Origin of the sequence: Hoeflea sp. AS16 (genome assembly GCF_038900095.1) — a bacterium.
Taxonomy (GTDB): Bacteria; Pseudomonadota; Alphaproteobacteria; order Rhizobiales; family Rhizobiaceae; genus Hoeflea.
Window position 1 is genome coordinate 84,014 of the sequence record NZ_JBBMQQ010000003.1, and the last position, 22,243, is coordinate 106,256.

The following is a 22,243-nucleotide window of genomic DNA, read 5'->3' on the forward strand; positions in this document are numbered from 1 at the left end:
GCGGTTGGGATTACTGACCGGCGAGGCCAAGCACATCGAGCATGGAATAATAGCCCGGTTTCTGATGACGGGCCCAGAGGGCTGCGCGGACGGCGCCGCGGGCAAAGATCGAGCGGTCGGTGGCGCGATGGGTCAGCTCGACGGTTTCGCCCTCGCCGGCCAGGATCACCGAGTGGTCACCGATGACAGAGCCGCCGCGCAGGGTGGCAAAGCCGATGCTGCCGGGCTCGCGCGGACCGGTGTGGCCATCGCGGACCCGGACCGAGTGCTCGGCAAGCGCAATTTCCCGGCCTTCGGCTGCGGCTTCACCCAGCAAGAGCGCTGTGCCCGAAGGGGCATCGACCTTGTGCCGGTGATGCATTTCCAGCACCTCGATGTCCCAGTCGCTCGCATCGAGTGCCTTGGCGGCCTTACGCACCAGCACCGAGAGCAGGTTGACGCCGAGGCTCATGTTGCCGGACTTGACGATGCGGGCATGGCGCGACGCGGCTTCTAGCCGGGCCTCGTGGCTTTCATCCATGCCGGTGGTGCCGATGACGTGGACGATGCGCGCCTGGGCGGCGAGATCGGCGAATTCGAGCGTCGCTGCGGGCGCGGTGAAATCGAGCACGCCTTCGGCCCTGGCAAAGACCGGCAGGGCGTCGTCGGTGATTGTGACGCCGTTTGGACCGAGGCCGGCCAGTTCACCGGCATCCTTGCCGAGCACATCCGATCCGGGGCGCTCGACGGCGCCGGCCAGGTGGACGCCATCGATCTCGGCGATGGTGCGGATCAGCGCCTGGCCCATGCGGCCGGCGGCTCCGACAACGATGAGCCCCATGCTTCCGGTTGGTGTGGTCATGGCTTGCCTCCGTTGGTATCCGTTGCGGCGCTGGTGGTCTTGTGAACCATGTCGCCGCCGGTTTCGCTGTAGGCCTGGAGACGGGCATAAAGACCGTCCCTGTTGGCGATCAGATCCGCGTGCGTGCCGATCTCGACGACCCGGCCTGCCTGCATGACAACAATACGGTCAGCGCGGGCGATTGTCGAAAGCCGGTGGGCGATGACCAGCACGGTGCGGTGACGCATGGCCCCCTCGAGCGCCTTCTGCACTGCGGCTTCGGATTCGTTGTCGAGCGCAGACGTCGCCTCGTCGAGGAGCAGGATCGGCGCATTGCGGACAAGCGCGCGGGCGATCGAGATGCGCTGGCGCTGGCCACCCGAGAGGTTGACGCCGTTCTCGCCGAGCATCGTGTCATAGCCTTGCGGCTGGGCAAGAATGAACTCGTGCGCATTGGCAAGCCTTGCCGCGTCCTCGATTTCGGCATCGGTGGCATCGGGCCGGGCGTAGCGCAGGTTGTCGCGGATCGAGCCTTCGAACAGCCAGGGCTGCTGGGAGACATAGGCGATCTGGTGGCGCAAGGACTTCTTGGTGACGGTGGCGATGTCGGTGCCGTCGATCAGGACCTGGCCCGAGGCCGGATCGTAAAACCGCGGCACAAGCGAGATCAGCGTCGACTTGCCGGCGCCCGACGGCCCGACGATGGCCGTGGTCTTTCCGGCCTCGGCGATGAAGCTCACATTGTCGAGGACGACGTCGCCGCTGCCATAGCCAAAGCCGACGCCGCGGAATTCGATCTCGCCGCCCTTGACCGGAAGCGTTCCGGCATCGGGGCGGTCGCCCTGCGTCGGCTGCTGATCGAGGATCTCGTAGATCATTCGCGCGTTGACGACGGCACGCTCGAGATTGACCTGCAGCCGGGCCAGCCGCCGGGCCGGATCATAGGCAAGCAGCAGCGCCGTGATGAAGGAAAAGAAGGCGCCGGGCAGCACATTGCCGTAGATCGAGCGGAAGGCGGCATAGGCGATGACGCCGGATATCGCCAGGCCGGCGATGGTTTCGACAAGCGGCGATGTCCGTTCGGTCAGCCGGGCAATGCGGTTGGATCGCTCTTCGGCAGACTTGATCAGCTCGGCCGTGCGGGCGCTGATCTGCTCTTCCATCGTGAAGGCCTTGACGATCGAAATGCCCTGCACTGTCTCCTGCATGGCGCTGAGAACACGGCTGTTGAGATCGATCGAGTCGCGCGTGGCGCTCCTGAGCCGCTTGGAGATATAGCGCAGCCCGATGAGCACCGGCGGCGCGCCGATGAACACGATTGCGCTGAGGATCGGGTCCTTGGTCACCATGACCACCACAAGTGCGACCAGGGTCAGCAGATCGCGGGCGAAGGAGGTGATCGTCAGGTTCATGACATCGCGGATGCCGGCGACATTCTGGGAAATCTGGGCTGCGATCTGGGCCGAGCGGGTGTCGCCGAAAAAGCTCATCCCGAGGCTCATCAGATGGTCGATCAGGCGCTGCTGGTAACGGGCGACGAGATTGTTGCCGACTTGCGCCAATGCCACAGCCTGGCCGTAGGACGCCGCGCCGCGAATAACGAAGGCGCCGAGCACCGAACCGGAGATCATCCAGATCATGTCGGTGTTTCGCTTGGCGAAAGCCTCATCGATGACGGCTTCCATGATCCAGGCCATGAAGGCGGTGGAAGCGGCGACCAGCGCCAGGCAAAAGGCCGCGAATATGTAGGTCTTGATGTAATCGCGGCCGTTCTCACGGATGATCCGGCGGATCACCATCGTTAGCGATTGCACATCCTGCTTGATGTTCCTGCCGAGCTTCACGTCGTGTCATCCTGTCAGGCGCTCAGCCAAGACCGCCGTCTAAACCAGCCGGGAGTCTCCCCGCGCTGTTCATGGCGGCTCTATAGCGGGTTGAATTCCGTTTGCCTATGCTTTCCAGCGACGGCCTTCGGTCGCAACGCCGAAACGGACAGGGGTGCGGGCATAGGCCGCAAGGCCAGACAGTGCTGCCAGCGGATGGGTGATGACGAATGTCGGTATCGTCCTGAGGATGCCGGTGTGCGGCGCCTTGTCCTCGAATGCCTCGCGAAAACGCGGCTGATTGAGGGCAGGCAGGATTTTCTGAACGATGCCGCCGGCGAGAAACACACCGCCGCGGGCCATGAAAATCAGCGCCAGATCGCCCGCAACCCTGCCAAGATAGGTGACAAACAGCTCGATCGTTTCCACGGCTGCCGGGTCAGCGCCTTCCGACCAGTGGGCGGTCACTTCGGACGGGGTCTCGGCCGTGGGCTTGACGCCGTTGGCCTTGCAGACGGCGTGGTAGATGTTCATCATTCCGCGTCCGCACAGCAATTGCTCGGCGGAAACGCGGCCCTCGATGGTTTCATAGAGCGGAAACAGCTCATAATCCCGTTTCGTGCGCGGGCCGATGTCGACATGTCCGCCTTCGCCGGGAACCGGGAACCAGGTGTGACGCGCGTGTACGAGACCCGAGACACCAAGGCCGGTGCCTGGCCCGACCACGACACGCGAGGTCGATGGACGGATTTCGCCACCCCCGATCTTTTCCAGATATTCCGGCCCGAGCGAAGCCGCGGCCAGCCCCTGCGCCTCGAAATCATTGATCACGGTGACATTCTCGAAGCCGAGATCGCGGATCATCACCTTGGGCTGGACCACCCAGTCGCAATTGGTCAGATCGATCTCGTCGCCCTTGATGGGGCCCGCCACCGCGAGAATGGCCGATCTGGGCTGGAGCGACGTCCTGTCGAGCACCCCCGCCTGGATCGCCTCGTCGATGGTCGGGTAGTCGGCGGTGGCGAGGATGGGGAATTCCTTCGGCTCGGCATTTGCATCCGTCAGGATGGCAAAACGGGCATTGGTGCCGCCGATGTCGCCAATCAGGATCGGGAAAGCGATGAAATGTTCGGTGTCGTGGGAAATGGGCATGCTGTGGTCCCTGTAGTGCCTGATCTGGTTGTGGCGCGGTCCGGCAGGCGGCGCCGGGTAAGGTCCCGCGTGTTATCCGAGCGCTTTCAGCAACGTATCGGCCGTCGCCCGGTTGAGCGCCATCGGAATGTCATAGACGATGGCAAGCCGCATCAGCGCCTTGACGTCGACATCATGCGGCATCGCCGTCAGCGGATCGACAAAAAAGATGACGAGGCCGACATCGCCAGTGGCGATCAAAGCACCGATCTGCTGGTCACCCCCCAGCGGTCCGCTCTTGAGCCGCTTGATCTCGAGATCGGGGCAGGCTTCGGCAATGCGGCTGCCGGTGGTGCCGGTGGCAACAATCGGAAAGCGCGAAAGGGCTTTCTGATGCGACCTGGCGAAATCCGCCAGATCGTCTTTCTTCTGGTCATGCGCGATCAGTGCGACAGCTTTTTGAACGGTCATGGTGGCCCATCATCCGGAAGAAGCCGGCAAAAATGCCGAATTCATCATTTTCAATCGATTTGACAAGCCATTCTATAGCTTGTCCCCTCGGCAAACAAAAGCCGTCGCGATTGCGAAATTTCGATGACAGTCCTGCCCGAAACGATCAGTTGACCGGCCGGGGCACAGGCAATGGGATGCGTCCCGGCAAGGGAACAGCCGGGAAGGCGGATGCCGCGACACCGGCTGCGTTCGCATTCGCCCTGGCGATGCGGGCAATCGGGTCGGCTCCGAACGTGACTTCGGCCTCCGATGCCGGGCCGGGGGCGGCCGCCACGACAGAGCAGGCCTGCGGCAGATCCGACAACTGTATCTCGCGCTTCCTGGGCTTTGGCTTGTCGTTCTTCTTGGGTTTTGCAGGAGCCCAGGGCTCGTCGGTGAACCACCAGGCGAGAGACTTGTCACATCCCGATCCTGACGGCGGCGGGTTCTGACTGCGGCAACCGCTGGTGCCGGGCGGGCACTTGATGCGGATATGGAAGTGATAGTGGTGGCCGTAATAGGGCCGCAGCTTCCCCATCGCCGAGCGATCCCCTTTCCAGGTATCGCAGAGCTTCTTCTTGATGCCGGGATGGATGAAAATGCGCTCGACCTCAGGATAGCTTGCCGCCCGCATCAGGAGCCGGGCATGGGCCGGGGTCCAGACCCGGTCATCGACCTGGAGCGTGTTCTTCCTGAGCATGGACGTCGCGGAAATGTTCTCGCGTTCCGCCGCGGTCAGTGTGCGTTGAGGCATCGGCGTAAGCCAGATATCGGCATCGAGGCCAACCTGATGCGAGGCATGGCCCGAGAGCATGGGGCCGCCACGCGGCTGTGCGATATCGCCGACCAGAAGCCCGGGCCAGCCGTCTTTTGCGGCGGCCTCGCGCGACAGCTTCTCGACAAGGGCGATCAGGTCGGGATGCCCCCAGCGCCGGTTGCGCGACAACCGCATTGCCTGCCAGGTCGGCCCGTCCGTGGGGATGGCGATGCCGCCGGCAAGACAGCCCTTGGAGTAAAAACCGATGGCGCGGGCGGGAAGCACGGCGGGCAGTTTCGCGGCGCCGAAAACCTGCTTGGCCGGCTGATCGGCCATAGCCGTCTGCATGCCTGCAGCACTGGCGACGATTGCGATCATGGCGACAAGCATGGTCTGGCGGGTAACTGTCACGAGGGTGCTGACGGGGTTCATGGGGCGCGGTCTCCAGGCTATCGGACAGATGATACGCTCATCACCTTACCCGAGAGTAGCGTGCCGCGGCGTTGCGGAACACTGCGGCTTGCCGCCGCTGGCTTCGCCTCATGGCCTGACGCGGAACAGCTGCAACGGCTGGTCCTGTGTTCCCGGCACGGGTTCGAGCCAGGCCGGGATGATTCCCTTGCCCAGTTGCGCATACAGCCCATCAGGGGCAACGGCGGTGATGGTGGGGATTTGCGGATCGCTGTTGCAGAACGCGACGACCGTCACGCCGGCTCCGCGCAGAAACTTGACCGAATCCTTCGGCGTTGCCATGGCTGCATGCAGCTCGGTGAGCATTCCACCCTGATTGCGGTGATAAGGAGCCGCCAGCACGCGATGATGGGTAAACCGCAGGATATGCGCGCCGAGATTTGACGGCCCGGCAACCACACCTGCCGGCTCCCTGGCAAGGTACTGCATGGCAGCGGCATCGGTGCAGATCTTCTCTTCCCGCTCCGGAAGGCCGCTCACCTCCTTGCCGGAGACCTTTTCCACCGCCATCGACAGAAGAGCCCCGGACAGCGCCCAGACGAACGGCACGGCTACCAGCGCGGAACCGGCAAAGGCCAGCCCCTTGCGCAGGTTTGCCGGATCGGCATTTGCCCGCGTCCGCATGCCGGCGACGAATGCCGCCATCGGGATCGCCGACAGAAGGTTGCTGAAAACCGCACCGCGAACCTGCACCAGGGCGATGGCCCAGGACACGGCCAGAAGCGCCAGCAAGACACCGTAAGCCTGGACATTGCGGCGCTGATGGATCCGCCACATGCACAGGCCCATTGCCAGCACCGGCACCATGTAGAATCCGCCGGCGGTCCATGGGTCCTCGCGGAATTGCGACCATACCGGCTGGGCTTCGGTGACGCTGTCGAGCCACATGCTGACCAGCAACGGGTCAAGGTTTCCAAGCGGATTGCCAAGACATTGCGGCGCAATCACCAGCGCGGCGCCAAGGGTAGCCGCACCGGCAAATCCGAGGGCGGTCAGGCGATATGCAAAGCCCTGCCCGGAGACCGCGGACACAGCCAGGAAAAAGCTCCCCGCGCCGATGACGCCGAGAGAATAGAAACCGGTCGACAGGGCGTCACAGGCAACCAGACCGTAGCGGGCCGGCGGAACTGTGAGAAAGAACACGGCGGTCAGGGTGGCGGCCATGGCAAGCGCGAAAGCGCCCGCTGCGGCTTTCACCCGATTGCCGAGCCAGAGCCATTGCACCGCGACGATGGTGGCGGCGACGACGACATGCGGTGTGGTCTCGGCGCCAATGGCGATGGCCAGCGCCGCGGCCACACCGGCAATCGCATGGGCAGCCGGCGGACGACCTGGCAGGATGAGACAGGCGGCGATGATGGCGATAAGCCCGAGCTGGACATTGTGATGATCGATCGACCCCGGTTGAAACCGGTTGACCCCGAGCACGAAGAGAAAAGCCAGCGCGAGCGCCATCAGGCGGCCTTGCGTCCCGGCCAGCACTCCGCCACCCACGCCAAGGGCGTAAAAAATCGGCAAGGTCGTAAGCAGCGGCCAGAGAAACAGCGCCGAGGCTTCCGCGTGGAGTGGGCTCATGAAAAGCGAAAACAGCAGGATCAGGTTGGCGATCGGCAGGTCGATCAATCTCGACCAGTGCATCAAGGTGCCGCCATCCAGCCCCAGCCGGTACTGCATGAGATCAAACCATCCCTGCCCGGCAAGCAAGTCGCGAACCTCGACCAGCCGCATGACATCGTCATTGTCGGCGCCGACATAGTCCACGTAGGATGTAAAATGCATGGTTGTCGTCACGACGATCAACGCAAGGAAGGTCAGAAGAACCGGCCGGTGCAGCGGTGCCAGAGGGCTGATGCGGTGTGGCCGTTCGACCCTGCCGGCAGACACAAGGCCGGGCTCCCCGGCAACAGGGCTGGTATTGGTCAATGGGAACTCCAACGCAAATTTGTCCGACACATTCAACCTAGCCTTAACCTTCTCAAGAAATAGTAAAGCCACGGGCAATCATGGCCCGCAGCTTACGGGGACTCCCATGACGGACGGTTTGCTTGAAGGCCTCGAAATCGCGGTGCTTCTGCCCTGCTACAATGAAGCGGCGACCATCGGCGATGTTGTCGCCGGATTTCGCGCGGCTATCCCCGGCGCCAGGATTTATGTCTACGACAACAACTCGCAGGACCAGACGGCACTGCGCGCGGCGCTTGCCGGTGCGATCGTGGTGCGTGAACCGCGCCAGGGCAAAGGCCATGTGGTCCGCCGGATGTTTTCCGACATCGAGGCCGACATCTACCTGATGGCGGATGGCGACGGCACCTATGCACCGAGCGACGGGCCCGAACTGATCCGCACCCTGCTGACCGAACGCTGCGACATGGTTGTCGGCACCCGCCGCGGGGTTACCGATGATGCAGGCCGGCGCGGCCATGCATTCGGCAATTCGATCTTCAACACGCTGTACAAGACCATCTTCGGCAACGATTTCACCGACATCTTTTCCGGCTACCGGGCGTTCTCGCGCCGTTTTGCCAAGAGTTTTCCGGCGGTTTCCGGCGGATTTGAAATCGAGACCGAGATGAGCGTGCATGCCTCGGTGCTGAAGATCCCGGTGACCGAACTGGCGCTCGATTACGGACGACGGCCGGAAGGCTCGCACTCCAAGCTGTCAACGTTCAAGGACGGGGCGAAGATCCTCTGGATGTTCGCCATGCTGATGAAGGAAACCCGGCCGTTCACGTTCTTCAGCTATCTCAGTGGCATCACGTTCGGCGTGTCGATGATATTCATGGCGCCGGTGTTCAACGAGTATTTCCTCACCGGCCTGGTGACGCGGATGCCCACATGGGTGCTGGCGATGGCGCTGATGATGATGGCGCTGATGATCTTCTCGGCCGGGGTGATCCTGGATTCGGTGGCGCGGGGACGGGCTGAGCAAAAGCGGTTTCACTACATGTCGATCGCGCCGGCGCCGAGCAACCGGCTCGATACGGCAGTCTTGACCGCGCAACCGGACAAACCAGTCCGGAAACCGCGAAAGGTAGCCTAGAACGCCTCGCCCGATCAGGCTTTCAGTCCGCTGACAACGATGCCGACACAGATGATCAATGCGCCGATGATCTGGGTGACCGAGATCGTTTCGGACAGGAACACCAGCGACAGCAGCGGAATGTAGAGATAGGACAGCGCCATGAACATGTAGGCGCGTCCGATCGGCATGTCGCGGATGACGAACACCCAGGCCACCGTCGCCAGCCCGTACATCACCAGCGCGATCCAGAAATGCGGGCTGGTGATCAGGCCCCACAACGGTCCATCCGGCCCGCCAAGCGTCTGGCTCGAGCGCTTGAACAGGATCTGGCCAACCGAGATGACCAACGGCACGGCGATGACACCCGCCAGCGTTGATGTCTTCATCATAGCGGGGCCGTCCTGTCTTCCATGAAATAAATGTCACGGCCGATGTCGATGCATTCGAACTGATGACCGAGCGGCTGGATGGCGCGCAGGAAACTGTGCTTGTAGGGGAAGAAGTTGAAATGCGGGTTGAAGGTGTAGATCGCCTCCCGCTCGCGCGGCACGACGATGATCAGCCGCTTGCGCGCGACACGCCGCAGCTCGGCAAGCGCCCGCCGGTAATCCAGAATGTGCTCGATCACATGGGTGCAGATGACGGTGTCGAACTCGCCGTCCTCAAACGGCAGGTGTTCGATCGGGGCTTTGACGAATTCCAGTCCCTCATCGCTGAAATGCTCGGGAATGACAAAATCGACCCCGACATAACGGCGCGGCGTTTCGTTGCGCCGCTGCGCCAGCTCCCTGAGCAGATATCCGGTGCCGCAGCCGACATCGCAGATGCTGTCGCCGATCAGGCCCGCGGCAATTTCGTCGATGCAGGCCCTGGAGTTGTCGGTTTCGTCATGAACCCGCGGATGCCTGGTGTAGAGCGCCTCATATTCCTCGGGCGTCAGGAACGGTGCACGGATGCGAAAATCCGCCAGCTTGTCGATATGCTTGCCCCAGACCATGCGGGCCAGCCCGGTGAACAAGGCAGAATCGCGGATGATCGGCGGCAGCAATTCCTCAATGGCAAACCTGATCCTGTTGGTCTGTTCCCGGTTCATGTTTCTGCTCGCCCCGCTGTTTGACTTCAACCAATAACCGCCGCCCAGAAGAACTAAATATTGCATTCAAATCAAATATTTAGACGACAGTACTGATTCGGCCAATCACGTGCCGGACGGGCAATTTGCATACATCAGGCCCTTGCCAGTTGCAAACACGGCCCTTGCCGGCGGCCGTGCACGCGCCAAAAATCGGGTCAGACGGTTTCCCAGCCATCATGCTCGGCGGCGCGATAGACGGCGTCGATGAATTTCTGGTTGAGTACCGATTGTTCGAGCGTGAACACCTCGTCATCGCCGCCTTGGACCTTGCGGACGAAGGCTTCGGCCTCGAGACGGTACTGGCGCACCCCGCCGAAGCGGAAGGTGGTGGCCTGATCATGGCCACGGCTTTCAAGCCGCACGGTCGGATGGCCATAGTCGCCCGAGTTGAACGGTGCGGTGACCTCGATGAAGCCATCCTCGCCGTGGAAGACCATCAGCTGGCGCGCAGCCATCTGCGTCGAGCAATAAAAGCTCATCTCGAATTCGCCGAAGTCGGCCTTGACGCTGGCGTAGCGGTCGGTGCCGAAATCCGGATCCATCTCGACGGTTGCCTGCACCCGCAACGGCTCCCGGCCGGTGGAGAAGCGGGTTGCTACTGTCGGATAGACGCCGATATCGGGCAGCCCGCCGCCGCCGAGCTCGGCGTTGTTGCGCATGTTGTCGGGATCGGTGTTGAAATAGCTGAAGGCGCCCTGGACATGACGCAGGCGGCCGATGGCACCTTCCGCGATCAGCGCGCGGACCTTGTGCCATTGCGGGTGATAGGTGACCATGAAGGCTTCGCTGACCAGCACGTTGCTGGCATCACGGGCGGCGATCAACGGCGCGATCTCGCCGGCCTTGAGCGAAATCGGCTTTTCGCACAGCACGTGCTTTCCGGCCTGGGCCGCCTTGATCGACCACTCGATGTGCTGCGACGTGGGCAGCGGGATGTAGATGCCGTCGACTTCCGGTGAAGCCAGCAACTCCTCATAGGAGGAAAACGCCAGCGGAACGCCGAACCGGTCGGCCAGCGCCCGGGCGCGGGCATGGTCGCGGCTGGCGATGGCGGTCACCACGCCGTTCTCAGAGTCCTGCAATTGCGGAATCACATGCTCGCGGCCGATCTTTGCGGTGGACAAGATTCCCCATCGAAACATGTTCATTCCTCCCTTTGTTGCAAATGCGCGGCGGCAAACGGCCCGGCATCGGATCAGCCGCATTCAAGCCCGCCGGATGCGGGGTATGTCAACACCTCGGGTTGCATTCCCTTCCCGGTTCGGGGGATATGGGAGCATGATTTGTGGAGATCCTGGCCTTGCGCGGGTTGACGCTGGCGGCATTGTGGGCGAGGACTCCCGAAATTCCGGTCGGGCCGAGGCTCTGGCTGCCAAACCCGAAAGCCGAAACCCCGCTTCATGAAAAAACTCTCATTCTTCCTGTTTGCGGGTGCCGTGGGTTTCGTGGTGGATATGGGCGTGCTCTGGCTGCTGCTGCATTTCAAGCTGCTTGATCCATTCACCGCCCGTGCGCCGGCAATCGGATCGGCGCTGGTGTGCAGCTACATCATCAACCGCACGTTCACCTTCGGCGCGTCACACAGGAAAGTGGCGGTCGAAGGCGTGCGCTATGGCAGCGTCGGCCTCGTGTCCACAGTGATCAATTATTCGGTCTATTCCGGTCTGCTGCTTCTGCTGCCGGGCATCTCGCCCTACGTGGCGCTGATCTTCGGATCGGGATCGGCGACCGCATTTGCCTATCTGGGCTATTCCCGCTTCGTGTTCGGGCCAGCGCCCGGGCCGGACCAGTAAGCGGCGCGCTTTCCCGTATCGACAGGAACTGATCCGGACACCTGGACACCTACCCGGCGGATGCCGCCCGTTCGCGGATCTGGGCGAAGGTCCAGTCGACAAGCAGTTCGCCATCCTGCCAGACCGGCCTGAGAAGATTTTCACGCTCACCGATATCCTTGAGCGGCACGGCGAGCAGGGTTCCGTTCTCGCGCACCACCGCCTGACGGTAGCGTTTCGATGCCTTGCCGGGATCGGTCTTCGGATTCTTGTTGATGCCGTGCCACTGGCCGTCATCATCCTGGCGGGCATTGGCTTTCATGGCAAAACGCAAGGTGTCTCGGTTGACCTTCTGCAACAGGCCGGCGCCCATGCCGAAGGCGATGTTTTCCGCCGACCAGCCCTTGTCCTCGAGCCGGCCGAGAATGATCTTGATCGTCTCCGGGGTAACGCCGTCGCCCTGGATCACCCGCACCGCCGGGTTGAGCACCTTGTAGCCCTTGGCATTGACCGAGAAGCCGAAGATCTCGCCCAGCATCTGCACGGTGTCGACGGGTACGCGGGTGGCGTCGCCGGAATCGGGCCGGACCACCAGGGTGCCGCCCGACGCCTCGACCTCGGCCTTGAGTTCCTCGCCCCAGATGGTCTTGACCGCGCGGTAGAGATCGTAGGAATCGGAGACGACAGCGACCATCTTGCCGGGACCGGCGAACTGGGTGAGCATGTTGCGGTAGGCTTCTGTCTCACGATCCTCGCCCCAGCTGGTCATGGTCGAGTGCTCGGCGGCGGGAATGGAAAAGCCCGCCATCTGCTCGTGATAGAAGCGCCGGGCATAGACCAGCGCGCTGACGGTATCGGTGCCCATGAAGCTGACCAGATGAGCGACGCCGCCAATGCCGGCCTGCTCGAGCGAGGTGGCGCCGCGGGCGCCGAAATCATGCAGGCGGAACGGCAGCACTTCGTCGGGCGTATCGCAGGTCCGTTCCAGCGAGGCTGCGATGATCTGGCGCGCGCCATGCGAAACGGTTGCGACCGTGGAAGGGTACCAGACGGCGCGCAAAAGCGCGGTCTCGATGAAGGTCGGCAGCCAGAAGAAATCCGGGTCGGTGTTCCTGACCTGCACCAGCGGCGTGCCGGTGGGCGCGACCATGCCTTCGGGCAGTGCCTCGATCAGCAGCGGGAAATGACCGCCATGACGGGTGACGATCTTCTCGAAGCCTTCACGGTGAAACGGCAGGCCATGGGCGGTGATCATCTCCTCGGCCTCGTCGACATCGGCCATGGTGATCTTGCGGGAGAGATAGTCCTTGAGGAACATCTGCAGCCCGAAGAACAGCACATGATCGTGCTTGCCGCCGGGCCGGGCCTCGATATAGGCCGAAATCGCCGCGGTTTCGGGCGGATACTGCGCGAAATGCGAGTACTTGTAGCTGTCAGAATTCAGGATCAGGTTCATGGGTCCATTTCTCACACAGGTTCGCTTCGCTTATAGACTGCCGGACAACGGTTCGCCTACCTCACGTCAGAAATTTCCCTGCCGCGCCGCGGCACAAGGTGAGCCTGCGCAACCGCGCGCGAATCTTCGAACAGTGGGCTTGCAAAACACCGGAGCCGACGTTATTCGAGCAATGTTACGTTATTACATGACGTATCCATTGGGAGTGAACTCTCCTTCAACGATCGAGGTTTTAGACATGCGAAACAATTTCATTGTCAGTTACGGCAGGGCCCTGGGCATCGGTTGTGCGATGCTGATTGCAGCTACGGCGCTGGCAGACATTTCAGCACTGGCGGCGTCCGACAAGAGCCACAGTCATGCCGAGGAGTCAGGGAAAAGTGATGACATCTACCGGGGCTATTTCGAGGACAGCCAGATCAAGGCCCGAACGCTTTCAGACTGGGAAGGCGAGTGGCAGTCCGCCTATCCCTATCTGCTTGACGGTTCACTCGACCCGGTTCTGGCGCACAAGGCTGAAGAGAGCGAGAAAACCGTCGAGGAATATCGCGCCTATTATCAGGCCGGCTACAAGACGGATGTCGAGCGCATCGACATCAATGGCAACATCCTGACTTTCTATCGCGACGGCAATCCCGCTCAGGCGCATTATGCATCCGACGGGCATGAGATCCTGACCTACAAGAAGGGAAACCGCGGCGTCCGCTACATCTTCAAGAAGACCGCCGGCGACGACGCGGCGCCGATGTTCATCCAGTTCAGCGATCATGCCATCGCTCCGAACAAGGCAGGTCACTACCACCTTTACTTCGGCGACGATCGCGCGGCCCTGCTGGAAGAAGTCACCAACTGGCCGACTTACTTTCCGTCTAACATGACAGCAGACGATATTGTCGAGGACATGCTGGGTCACTGATTGCTTACAGCGAGCGAGTGACGCCCTGACACAAAAGCGGCGCTCTTTGTAGCAAAGAGCGCCGCCAAGGCACCCATCCCGCTACAGCCTTAGATTAGCAGCAGAAATCATCCTTCAATGATGCGTAAGGGCCTAGTCGAAGGCATTATGGATTAGCTGCAACCCGAAGAGCAGCACATGATCGTGCTTACCCATTGACCGGGCCTCGACATAGCCCGAAATCGCCTGCGTTCGGGCGGCTACTGCGGGAAACGCGCCAATCTGTATCTGCCGAAATGCAGATTCATGTCATATGACAATTACTACTCGATTCCGACATTAATCTGATGAAGTATACCGTTCTGATTACAGATAATTTTAGCGGCAGCAGTATTCATCAATGCGAACATAAGAGAGTGATGAATCGGCAATATCAAATCTTGCATTATTTGATCATTCTCAAAATGCATTATTTTAAGACCGACATTCTCGCAATCTTCCCGATGAATATGACGACTATGATGCATTTGATGATCAGCATCAGCAAAATAATCAACGATTTTTGAGACTAATTCTTCACTATTTTCTTCTTCAGAAAACATGCCGTCGAACAGCGCTTTGCGACCAATTTCCTTTGACCAACGAATCGCATTCTTACACGCACTTAAATAAGTCGGTGGAATTTGCTCGAAAATTGGACGCCAAATATGTATTCGATCTGGATCATCCTTTATTTCGGCCAAGGCGGTCTCGATTTCTTGCAAAACGAGGGTCGCAGGTTGCGGCCCGAACTGCGGATCGATAGGGCCGAGATTACTATGCCGACCCATCCATATTTCTTTGCCGCAAAAGGCTATCATGGTCCCACCAGACATGCTCAGCTGGGGCACAAATACTCTAATGTCTCGTCCAAATTTACTTCGTAAGTAATGTATGATTGATTCAGTAGCAGCGACACTTCCACCCGGAGAATGGAGAAAGAGATCCAGCCCCATTTTGGTGTCTAAGCCATGAAAACATGCCATAAACCCGTTTTTATCTTCGTCCGTGATACTAACTACGTTGGAAAATTGCGGGGCATTCTTTTCGAGCCACCCCGAGTAATAGCAAATCGCATTTCTTCCGGTCTTTTTTGTTAACTCATCGAGATAGCGATTTCGTACGATATCGTGAGGGTTTTTTCTCTTACGCCCTTCGTCGGCGATATCCTCATATACCTGATTCCAGTTCTTGCTCACTTTTCACTGGTACCTGCGGACACATAAGTTGGGACATACTCCCCTTGACCCGGATATGGCCGCATCCTTCCATTTCGGTGAGCTCCATTGTTAATAGTCCGCAAGGCGGATTCAAGCCGCTCATCCAATTCAACTACGCGAGATGCGCCAGAAACAACTGTCATATCGTCCACATTAGCCATCGCCTTAATCCTCCCGCTAAAGAGCCTACAACACCAGATTCACGTTGTGAATCCGTTTATTTTGATATTACATCTCATTTGCATTGCGTGGAGGTTACCCCCTGAGCACGCCGCCGGAGGATTTTTCGACATTGGCAATGACGGATTTCGCCAGCTTGTCGAGATCTTCCTCGGTCAAGGTGCGGTCGCGCGGCTGGATGGTGAGCTCGATGGCGACCGACTTCTTGCCTTCGCCGAGCGACGGGCCTTCGAACAGGTCGAAGACATTGACGCCAGCGATCAGCTGCTTGTCGGCACCTTGCGCGGCGCGGATCAGCGTCGCGGCGGGCACAGTGCTGTCGACGACAAAGGCGAAATCGCGGCGCAGCGCCTGGAACGCCGAAAGCTCCAGCACCGGCTTGGTGCGGGTCGCCTTGCGCTTGGGTTCGGGAATCCTGTCGATGAAGACTTCAAAGCCGCACAGCGGACCGGAGACATCGAGCGCATCGAGCGTGTTGGGGTGGAACTCGCCAAAATGCCCCAGAACCACCTTCGGGCCGAGCTTGATCAGGCCGGAACGGCCGGGGTGGTACCAGTCAGGGCCACCCTGTTCGATCTGGACATTGGCCATCGGCAGGCCGCAGGCTTCAAGAGCGGCCAGCGCATCGGCCTTGGCGTCGAACACGCCGACCGGCTTGGCGGCGCCATCCCAGTGGCGGCCGGATCCGGTCAGGCCGGCGGTGCCACGGCGGATGCCGCCTGCAACACGGCGCTGACCTTTCGGCGTGTCGTCCTCATAGGTTCCGGAAACCTCGAACAGCGCCACATCGCCATAGCCGCGGGCGGCATTGCGGCCTGCGGCGGAAATCAGGCCCGGCAGCAGCGAGGGCCGCATGTCGGACATCTCGGCGGCAATCGGGTTGGCGAGCTTGAGCTCGGGCCTGCCACCGCCGAACAGCTTTGCCTGATCTTCGGAAATGAACGACCAGGTGACAGCCTCGAGCATGCCGCGTGCAGCCAGCGCGCGCTTGGCATTGCGTGTGCGGATCTGCAGCGTGGTCAGGATCTTCTTGTTGACCGCGCCCATCGAGGACAATGGCTGCGGCTTGATGTTGTCAACGCCGTGGATGCGCATGACCTCTTCGACCAGGTCTGCCTTGCCATCGATATCCGGGCGCCAGGACGGCACCGTGACGGAGACGGTCTCGCCGGACCCGGAGACCTCGAAGCCGAGGCCGGTCAGGATACCTGTGGCTTCCTCGTTGGACACCGAAAGACCGGTCAGGCGTCCGACTTCGGCGAAGGGGAACTCGACGACCTTCTTGTCATGGCCCTTGTAGCCGGTGACCCGGGACGCCGCTGCCTTGCCGCCGCACATTGCGAGCACCAGTTCGGTGGTGCGCTCAAGGCCGGGGACCATGTACTCGGGATCGACGCCGCGCTCGAAGCGGTAGCGGGCATCGGTGATGATGCCCTGGCTGCGGCCGGTCTTGGCGATGTTGATCGGATCCCAGAGAGCGGATTCAATGAGCACATTGGTGGTGTTCTCATCACAGCCCGAATGCTCGCCGCCCATGATGCCGCCGATGGATTCGGGGCCATTGTCATCGGCGATGACGACATTGGTCGGGTTGAGCGTGTAGGTGCGGGTATCGAGGGCCACTATTTCCTCGCCCTCATGGGCACGGCGCACCACCAGGTCGCCCTTGACCTTGTCGGCATCAAAGACGTGCATCGGCCGGCCCTGGTCGAAGGTCATGTAGTTGGTCACATCGACCAGCGCCGAGATCGGACGCAGGCCGATGGCCAGAAGCCGCTTCTGCATCCATTTCGGGCTCGGGCCGTTCTTGACGCCACGCACCAGCCGCCAGGCAAAGCCGGGGCAGAGGCTCTCGTCGTCGAGCACGATCCGGATCTCCTGCGTGGTCTCGCCTTCGACGGCGAAATCCGGTGCTTTCGGTGTCTTCAGCTTGCCGAGGCCGGAGGCTGCCAGATCGCGGGCGATGCCGTAGATCGAGGTGCAGTCGGGACGGTTCGGCGTCAGATTGATCTCGATGACCGGATCATCAAGCCCGGCATAGGCGGCAAACGATGTGCCCACCGGCGCATCTTCCGGCAGGTCGATGATGCCGTCATGCTCGTCGGACATGTCGAGCTCTCTTTCCGAGCACATCATGCCATGGCTTTCGACACCGCGGATCTTGCCGACGGACAGGGTCACGTCGATGCCGGGGACATAGGTGCCGGGCTCGGCCAGCGCACCGATCAGGCCGGCGCGGGCATTGGGGGCGCCGCAAACGATCTGCACCGGCTTGCCGTCGCCCTTGTCGACCATCAGCACGCGCAGCTTGTCGGCGTCAGGGTGCGGCTCGGCGGAAATCACCCTTGCAATGGTGAAGGGCTGGTAGGCCGCCTTGTCATCGACATCCTCGACCTCGAGGCCGATTGCAGTCAGGCGTTCGCAGATCTGTTCCAGCGAGGCGTCGGTTTCAAGGTGATCCTTGAGCCAGGAGAGTGTGAACTTCATTCTATTTTCCTCGGACCATTATTCTTCGACGGTGTCTGCAACATCAGGGGCATCAGCCTGCCTTGCAGCCCATTCGAAACATTCGCTTTGGCATTGCTTCAGGAACGCGACCGGTTCAGAGACGGAAACTCCAAGCCGGCGGCTTCCTGCAACGAACCCGTTGATGGTCTCATCATCCATTTCACCACTGTCGAGATGGTCTCTCCCAACCACTATGGCCGTCAGCAGAGGCATTTCGTGTGAATGGCAGTAGGCAAGAAGGTCGTCCATGTGCCCGTGTTTGCCGTTCATTCTCAGACGGGCCTTGCTCCACGTCAGTCCATTCGCGGCCGCCAGATCACCATAGCTGATATACCGCTTTTCCTTGGCGGACCTGGTCAGCGCCGCTATCGACGTTGCCAGGTCCAGGCCTTTTCCATGGCGCCGGTTTCGATCGACAATCAGCTCCTGATACAAGGTGGACCGCGTCTTGCCGGCACGCTCATGGTTCGCAATCCATTGATCAATGTCGGCGTCAGATTTGATTTCCAGATTTGCCATGTGAATTGCCGATCTCTTGGTTGGTGGATTACGCGCTCAGGCCGCTGAACAATGTCGGCATGTCGAGCGGGCGGAAGCCGTAATGGTTGATCCAGCGCACATCAGCGTCGAAATAGTCGCGCAGGTCGGGCATGCCGTATTTCAGCGTGGCGATGCGGTCGATCCCCATGCCCCAGGCAAAGCCCTGGTACTCGTCGGGATCAAGCCCGCCGGCGCGCAATACATTGGGATGCACCATGCCGCAGCCGAGGATTTCCATCCAGTCGGTGCCTTCGCCGAACTTGACGATCGGGCCGGAGGTGCGGTCACACTGGATATCAACCTCGAACGAGGGCTCGGTGAAGGGGAAGAAGGACGGCCGGAACCGCATGGTGACGTTGTCGACCTCGAAGAAGGCCTTGCAGAACTCTTCCAGCACCCAGCGCAAATGGCCGACATTGGCGGTCTTGTCGATTACCAGCCCCTCGAGCTGATGGAACATCGGCGAGTGGGTGGCGTCGGAATCCTGCCGGTAGGTCTTGCCCGGAATGACAATGCGGATCGGCGGCTTCTGCGCTTCCATGGTGCGGATCTGAACCGGCGAAGTGTGGGTGCGCAGCACCTTGCGCTCGCCATCTGCGTTCGGCTGGAAAAAGAACGTGTCGTGCATTTCGCGCGCCGGATGGCCGTCGGGGAAATTGAGCGCGGTGAAATTGTAGTAGTCGGTCTCGATATCCGGACCCTCGGCAATCGAGAAGCCCATGTCGGCGAAGATCGCGGTGATCTCGTCGATGACCTGGCTGATCGGATGGATGCGGCCGCGCTCGGCCGGAGACGAGCGCACAGGCAGGCTGACATCGACGGTCTCGCGCGCCAGCCGCTCGGTGATGGCTGCGTTTCGCAGTTCGGCCTTGCGGGCGGCAATGGCATCGGCAACGCGGGCCTTGAGACCGTTGATCGCCGGGCCGGCCTCCTGGCGTTCATCGGGCGTCATTTTGCCGAGGCCCTTGAGCAATTCGGACACCGAGCCCTTTTTGCCGAGTGCCGCGACCCGCACGGCCTCGATGGCCGCCTCATCCGCGGCTGCGGCGATCTCGTCCATGATGGAGGTTTCAAGCGTCTGGTACTGGCTCATGGTCTTTGACTGTCCGTATCTGGCGGGGCTGTTGGCCCGTGCTTAAACGAATTGGCACTCTCGAGAAACAGGCGATTGCCCGGTTCTGAAACGAAAAAACCCCGCGCCAGCCGTGCCAGCGCGGGATCCCAAAATTCAAACTCTGTGTTCGGGAAAACGCTGGCTTAGGCGACAGCGCTTTCAAATTCGTTCTTCGTCGAATCCTTGAGATACTCAAGCGCCTTCTTGGAAGAGGCAATGAGCACACCGAATGCTTCCGCGTCATGGATCGCCATGTCGGACAGCACCTTGCGGTCGACCTCGATGCCGGCCTTGGTCAGACCGTCGATGAAGCGGCCGTATGTCAGGCCGTGCTCGCGGACGGCAGCGTTGATACGCTGGATCCAGAGAGCGCGGAAATTCCGCTTCCGGACCTTGCGGTCGCGGTAGGCGTACTGCATCGACTTGTCGACGGCAGCCTTGGCTGCGCGGATGGTATTCTTGCGGCGTCCGTAAAAGCCCTTGGCTTTCTTCAGAACCTTCTTGTGCTTTGCGTGGGCGGTAACGCCCCGTTTTACACGTGCCATATCATGATCTCCTTAAAATCGCTGGTCCCGGCTCTGCTCAGAGGCCGTTGGGGAGGAACTTCTTGACGATCTTGGCGTCAGGCTCGGAAAGAACCATGGTGCCGCGTGCGTCGCGAATGAACTTGTTGGACCGCTTGATCATGCCATGGCGCTTGCCGGCGGCTGCAGCGAGGACCTTGCCGCTCGCCGTGATCTTGAACCGCTTCTTGGCAGACGATTTCGTCTTCATCTTGGGCATTTCGCTACTCCTTGTCAGGCCTCAGGGTGTCTTGTGGACACCACAGGGCCATTTCTTGTTGGGTGAGATGCAAGTGGAAGAAGACCCCAAATGCATCAAGCGTTTGAAACCGCCTCGGCATGCCCTGCCGGCCGGTTTGAACGCGCGCCTTATAGCCGTAGCCTGAGAAAAGCGCAACGGGCGTTCGACTGAATCAGCGTGATTAAAGCAAAAACCGGCCCTGGCACTCGCCGGACCGGTCTGCATCAGGCTGTTCCGGGTGTTATTTCGGCGCCAGAACCATCATCATCTGACGACCCTCGAGCTTCGGCTCGGCCTCGACCTTGGCGATCTCGACGGTGTCATCCTTGACCTTCTGGAGAAGCTTCATGCCGAGTTCCATGTGGGCCATTTCACGGCCACGGAACCGCAAGGTCACCTTCACCTTGTCGCCTTCGTCAAAGAAGCGGTTCATGGCGCGCATCTTCACGTCATAATCATGCGTGTCGATGTTGGGGCGCATCTTGATTTCCTTGACCTCGACGGTCTTCTGCTTCTTGCGCGCCTCGGAGGCTTTCTTCTGGGACGCGTATTTCAGCTTGCCCAGATCAACGATCTTGCAAACGGGCACGTCACCCGCGGAGTTGATCTCGACAAGGTCAAGGCCAACCTCTTCGGCCATGGCCAACGCCTGCTCGGTCGGCACGACGCCGTGGTTCTGGCCTTCGGAGTCGATGAGCTGGACCGTCGGGGTCCGGATATTCTGGTTCGCGCGGGGGCCTTCGTTGGCGGTTGGCGGCGCTCTAAATGGTCTGCGAATGGTTTTGGTCTCCTGGTTAACTCGTCAAATTCCGCCGGTTGCGGCACGCGAGTATGTATGTCTCGAGCGCAATGTCGTCATCGGCAGGCCGGTGTCAATAGCACGGCTTTGCGAAAAAATCACCACAGGGCCAGTTACGGGCGCGCGAATCTTGTAAAACAGGCGAAATCGACGAAACCGGGAGCACAGCAGAGATGACGGAACCAGTCGCCAGCAAGCTGGACGTGGGAACGGGCGCAGACAAGCGCCCGATCGCGGCCCTGACCCGCAAGGCAACAGAAAAGGGCGCCGGATTGCCAGGCGTGGTCTGGCTCGGCGGCTACCGCTCGGACATGACCGGCTCGAAAGCCGCGGCGCTGTGCCAGCAGGCCGGGCGCAACGGGCAGGCCTGCCTGCGGTTCGACTATTCAGGACACGGCGCTTCGGGCGGCAGCTTCCGTGACGGCACAATTTCGAGATGGCTGGAGGAAAGCCTGGCGGCATTCGACCATTACACCTCGGGACCGCAGATCCTTGTCGGCTCGTCGATGGGCGGCTGGATCGCGCTGCGCATGGTGCAGGAACTCAATGCGCGCGGCCAGGGCGACCGGGTGGCGGGTCTGGTGCTGATCGCGCCGGCGCCGGATTTCACACTGGAGCTGATGGAGCCGGAGCTGACCGATGCCCAGCGCCAGGCGCTCGAGCGGGACGGTTTTTACGAAGAACCCACGCCCTACGGGCCCGATCCGAACGTGTTTACCCGGGCGCTGTTCGAGGACGGGCGCAAGAACCGGGTGCTGGACGGGTTGATCGAGACCGGTGCGCCGGTTCACATCGTCCAGGGCATGGCAGATCCGGATGTGCCGTGGCGCCATGCGCTCAAACTTGTCGAGCACCTGCCTTCGGAGAATGTCACCGTGACGCTGATCCGCGACGGCGACCACCGGCTGTCACGGGACGAGGATATCGCGCGCATTCTGTCGGCCGTGGACGGGATTGCAACCAGGCGCTGACAGGGCCTCTTTTTGCTTCAGACTGCTGTGGGACGGGTGGTTTCCGCCAGGCTTTGGCCTTGCGATCGAAAGACTGGCGCCCGTCTCCGGACTGCTCCAAAACCGTACACTTTCAGCACCTGCCGGCAGGTGTGATGCAAAAGCCGCGGCCGGTAACCATGTCTCGACAAGGATGGGGACATGCAATTGACTCTTCCGCCCATACGATCTTAACTCTTTGTTAACGAAATCGGACGGCGTGGAGTAAACCGGCAATGTTTTGCGGACCGGGACGAACAAAGCGGGCAATGATTG

21 protein-coding genes are annotated in these 22,243 nt (G+C 60.9%); 4 read left to right on the forward strand and 17 right to left on the reverse strand.

Annotated elements, in window-relative coordinates:
• Window positions 1–10 precede the first annotated feature (10 nt).
• From dapB to WNY80_RS09020, 6 genes are all read right to left on the reverse strand, one after another.
• Window positions 11–820, reverse strand: a complete 810-nt coding sequence (gene dapB, locus WNY80_RS08995; RefSeq protein ID WP_342887476.1) for a 4-hydroxy-tetrahydrodipicolinate reductase — start codon at window positions 818–820, stop codon at window positions 11–13.
• 17 nt (window positions 821–837) lie between these two features.
• Complete coding sequence (locus WNY80_RS09000; protein WP_342887477.1) at window positions 838–2,619, reverse strand: ABC transporter ATP-binding protein; 1,782 nt, start codon at window positions 2,617–2,619, stop codon at window positions 838–840.
• Between the two features lie 150 nt (window positions 2,620–2,769).
• A complete protein-coding gene (locus WNY80_RS09005) occupies window positions 2,770–3,795 on the reverse strand; it encodes a glucokinase (RefSeq protein ID WP_342887034.1) in 1,026 nt (341 codons plus the stop codon).
• A gap of 72 nt (window positions 3,796–3,867) precedes the next feature.
• Entirely contained in the window at window positions 3,868–4,245 is a 378-nt protein-coding gene (locus WNY80_RS09010; RefSeq protein ID WP_342887035.1) for a methylglyoxal synthase, read from the reverse strand.
• A gap of 145 nt (window positions 4,246–4,390) precedes the next feature.
• Window positions 4,391–5,401, reverse strand: coding sequence for a penicillin-insensitive murein endopeptidase (mepA, locus tag WNY80_RS09015; RefSeq protein WP_342887478.1), 1,011 nt, complete (start codon window positions 5,399–5,401; stop codon window positions 4,391–4,393).
• A gap of 162 nt (window positions 5,402–5,563) precedes the next feature.
• Window positions 5,564–7,417 carry a hypothetical protein gene (locus tag WNY80_RS09020; protein WP_342887036.1) on the reverse strand — a complete coding sequence of 618 codons (1,854 nt, stop codon included), beginning with the start codon at window positions 7,415–7,417 and terminating at the stop codon, window positions 5,564–5,566.
• A gap of 106 nt (window positions 7,418–7,523) precedes the next feature.
• Here WNY80_RS09020 and WNY80_RS09025 point away from each other — a divergent pair, with 106 nt between their 5' ends.
• Complete coding sequence (locus tag WNY80_RS09025) at window positions 7,524–8,534, forward strand: glycosyltransferase (RefSeq protein ID WP_342887037.1); 1,011 nt, start codon at window positions 7,524–7,526, stop codon at window positions 8,532–8,534.
• Window positions 8,535–8,548: 14 nt separating this feature from the next.
• On the opposite strand, the gene WNY80_RS09030 is transcribed toward WNY80_RS09025, so the two are convergent.
• The 3 genes from WNY80_RS09030 to WNY80_RS09040 all read right to left on the reverse strand — a co-directional run bounded on the left by WNY80_RS09030 (window position 8,549) and on the right by WNY80_RS09040 (window position 10,793).
• On the reverse strand, window positions 8,549–8,905 hold the full coding sequence (locus WNY80_RS09030; RefSeq protein ID WP_342887038.1) for an EamA family transporter: 357 nt from the start codon (window positions 8,903–8,905) through the stop codon (window positions 8,549–8,551).
• Window positions 8,902–9,609 (reverse strand): class I SAM-dependent methyltransferase, encoded by a 708-nt coding sequence (locus WNY80_RS09035; RefSeq protein WP_342887039.1) that lies wholly within the window; start codon window positions 9,607–9,609, stop codon window positions 8,902–8,904. Before WNY80_RS09035 ends, WNY80_RS09030 begins: the two co-directional genes overlap by 4 nt.
• Before the next feature lie 197 nt (window positions 9,610–9,806).
• Window positions 9,807–10,793 (reverse strand): Gfo/Idh/MocA family oxidoreductase, encoded by a 987-nt coding sequence (locus tag WNY80_RS09040; RefSeq protein ID WP_342887040.1) that lies wholly within the window; start codon window positions 10,791–10,793, stop codon window positions 9,807–9,809.
• A 258-nt stretch (window positions 10,794–11,051) separates the two neighbouring features.
• On the opposite strand from WNY80_RS09040, the gene WNY80_RS09045 reads away from it, so the two are divergent.
• Window positions 11,052–11,444, forward strand: coding sequence for a GtrA family protein (locus WNY80_RS09045; protein WP_342887041.1), 393 nt, complete (start codon window positions 11,052–11,054; stop codon window positions 11,442–11,444).
• A gap of 49 nt (window positions 11,445–11,493) precedes the next feature.
• Here the strand turns inward: WNY80_RS09045 and WNY80_RS09050 are convergent, their stop codons facing one another.
• A complete protein-coding gene (locus WNY80_RS09050; protein ID WP_342887042.1) occupies window positions 11,494–12,879 on the reverse strand; it encodes a nicotinate phosphoribosyltransferase in 1,386 nt (461 codons plus the stop codon).
• 238 nt (window positions 12,880–13,117) lie between these two features.
• Here WNY80_RS09050 and WNY80_RS09055 point away from each other — a divergent pair, with 238 nt between their 5' ends.
• Entirely contained in the window at window positions 13,118–13,795 is a 678-nt protein-coding gene (locus WNY80_RS09055) for a metal-binding protein ZinT (RefSeq protein WP_342887043.1), read from the forward strand.
• 302 nt (window positions 13,796–14,097) lie between these two features.
• Here the strand turns inward: WNY80_RS09055 and WNY80_RS09060 are convergent, their stop codons facing one another.
• The 7 genes from WNY80_RS09060 to infC all read right to left on the reverse strand — a co-directional run bounded on the left by WNY80_RS09060 (window position 14,098) and on the right by infC (window position 20,957).
• Window positions 14,098–15,012, reverse strand: coding sequence for a hypothetical protein (locus tag WNY80_RS09060; RefSeq protein ID WP_342887044.1), 915 nt, complete (start codon window positions 15,010–15,012; stop codon window positions 14,098–14,100).
• 276 nt (window positions 15,013–15,288) lie between these two features.
• Complete coding sequence (gene pheT / locus WNY80_RS09065) at window positions 15,289–17,700, reverse strand: phenylalanine--tRNA ligase subunit beta (protein WP_342887045.1); 2,412 nt, start codon at window positions 17,698–17,700, stop codon at window positions 15,289–15,291.
• Between the two features lie 18 nt (window positions 17,701–17,718).
• Window positions 17,719–18,240 carry a hypothetical protein gene (locus tag WNY80_RS09070; protein WP_342887046.1) on the reverse strand — a complete coding sequence of 174 codons (522 nt, stop codon included), beginning with the start codon at window positions 18,238–18,240 and terminating at the stop codon, window positions 17,719–17,721.
• A gap of 28 nt (window positions 18,241–18,268) precedes the next feature.
• The gene (gene pheS / locus WNY80_RS09075; RefSeq protein ID WP_342887047.1) at window positions 18,269–19,354 is read right to left on the reverse strand and encodes a phenylalanine--tRNA ligase subunit alpha; all 1,086 of its coding nucleotides are present in this window, start codon (window positions 19,352–19,354) and stop codon (window positions 18,269–18,271) included.
• 164 nt (window positions 19,355–19,518) lie between these two features.
• Window positions 19,519–19,920, reverse strand: a complete 402-nt coding sequence (rplT, locus tag WNY80_RS09080; RefSeq protein WP_342887048.1) for a 50S ribosomal protein L20 — start codon at window positions 19,918–19,920, stop codon at window positions 19,519–19,521.
• A gap of 37 nt (window positions 19,921–19,957) precedes the next feature.
• Complete coding sequence (gene rpmI, locus WNY80_RS09085; RefSeq protein ID WP_152010794.1) at window positions 19,958–20,158, reverse strand: 50S ribosomal protein L35; 201 nt, start codon at window positions 20,156–20,158, stop codon at window positions 19,958–19,960.
• A gap of 262 nt (window positions 20,159–20,420) precedes the next feature.
• Window positions 20,421–20,957 carry a translation initiation factor IF-3 gene (gene infC, locus WNY80_RS09090; RefSeq protein ID WP_342887479.1) on the reverse strand — a complete coding sequence of 179 codons (537 nt, stop codon included), beginning with the start codon at window positions 20,955–20,957 and terminating at the stop codon, window positions 20,421–20,423.
• A gap of 194 nt (window positions 20,958–21,151) precedes the next feature.
• Between infC and WNY80_RS09095 the strand changes: the two genes are divergently transcribed.
• A complete protein-coding gene (locus tag WNY80_RS09095; RefSeq protein ID WP_342887049.1) occupies window positions 21,152–21,949 on the forward strand; it encodes an alpha/beta hydrolase in 798 nt (265 codons plus the stop codon).
• Window positions 21,950–22,243: the final 294 nt, after the last annotated feature.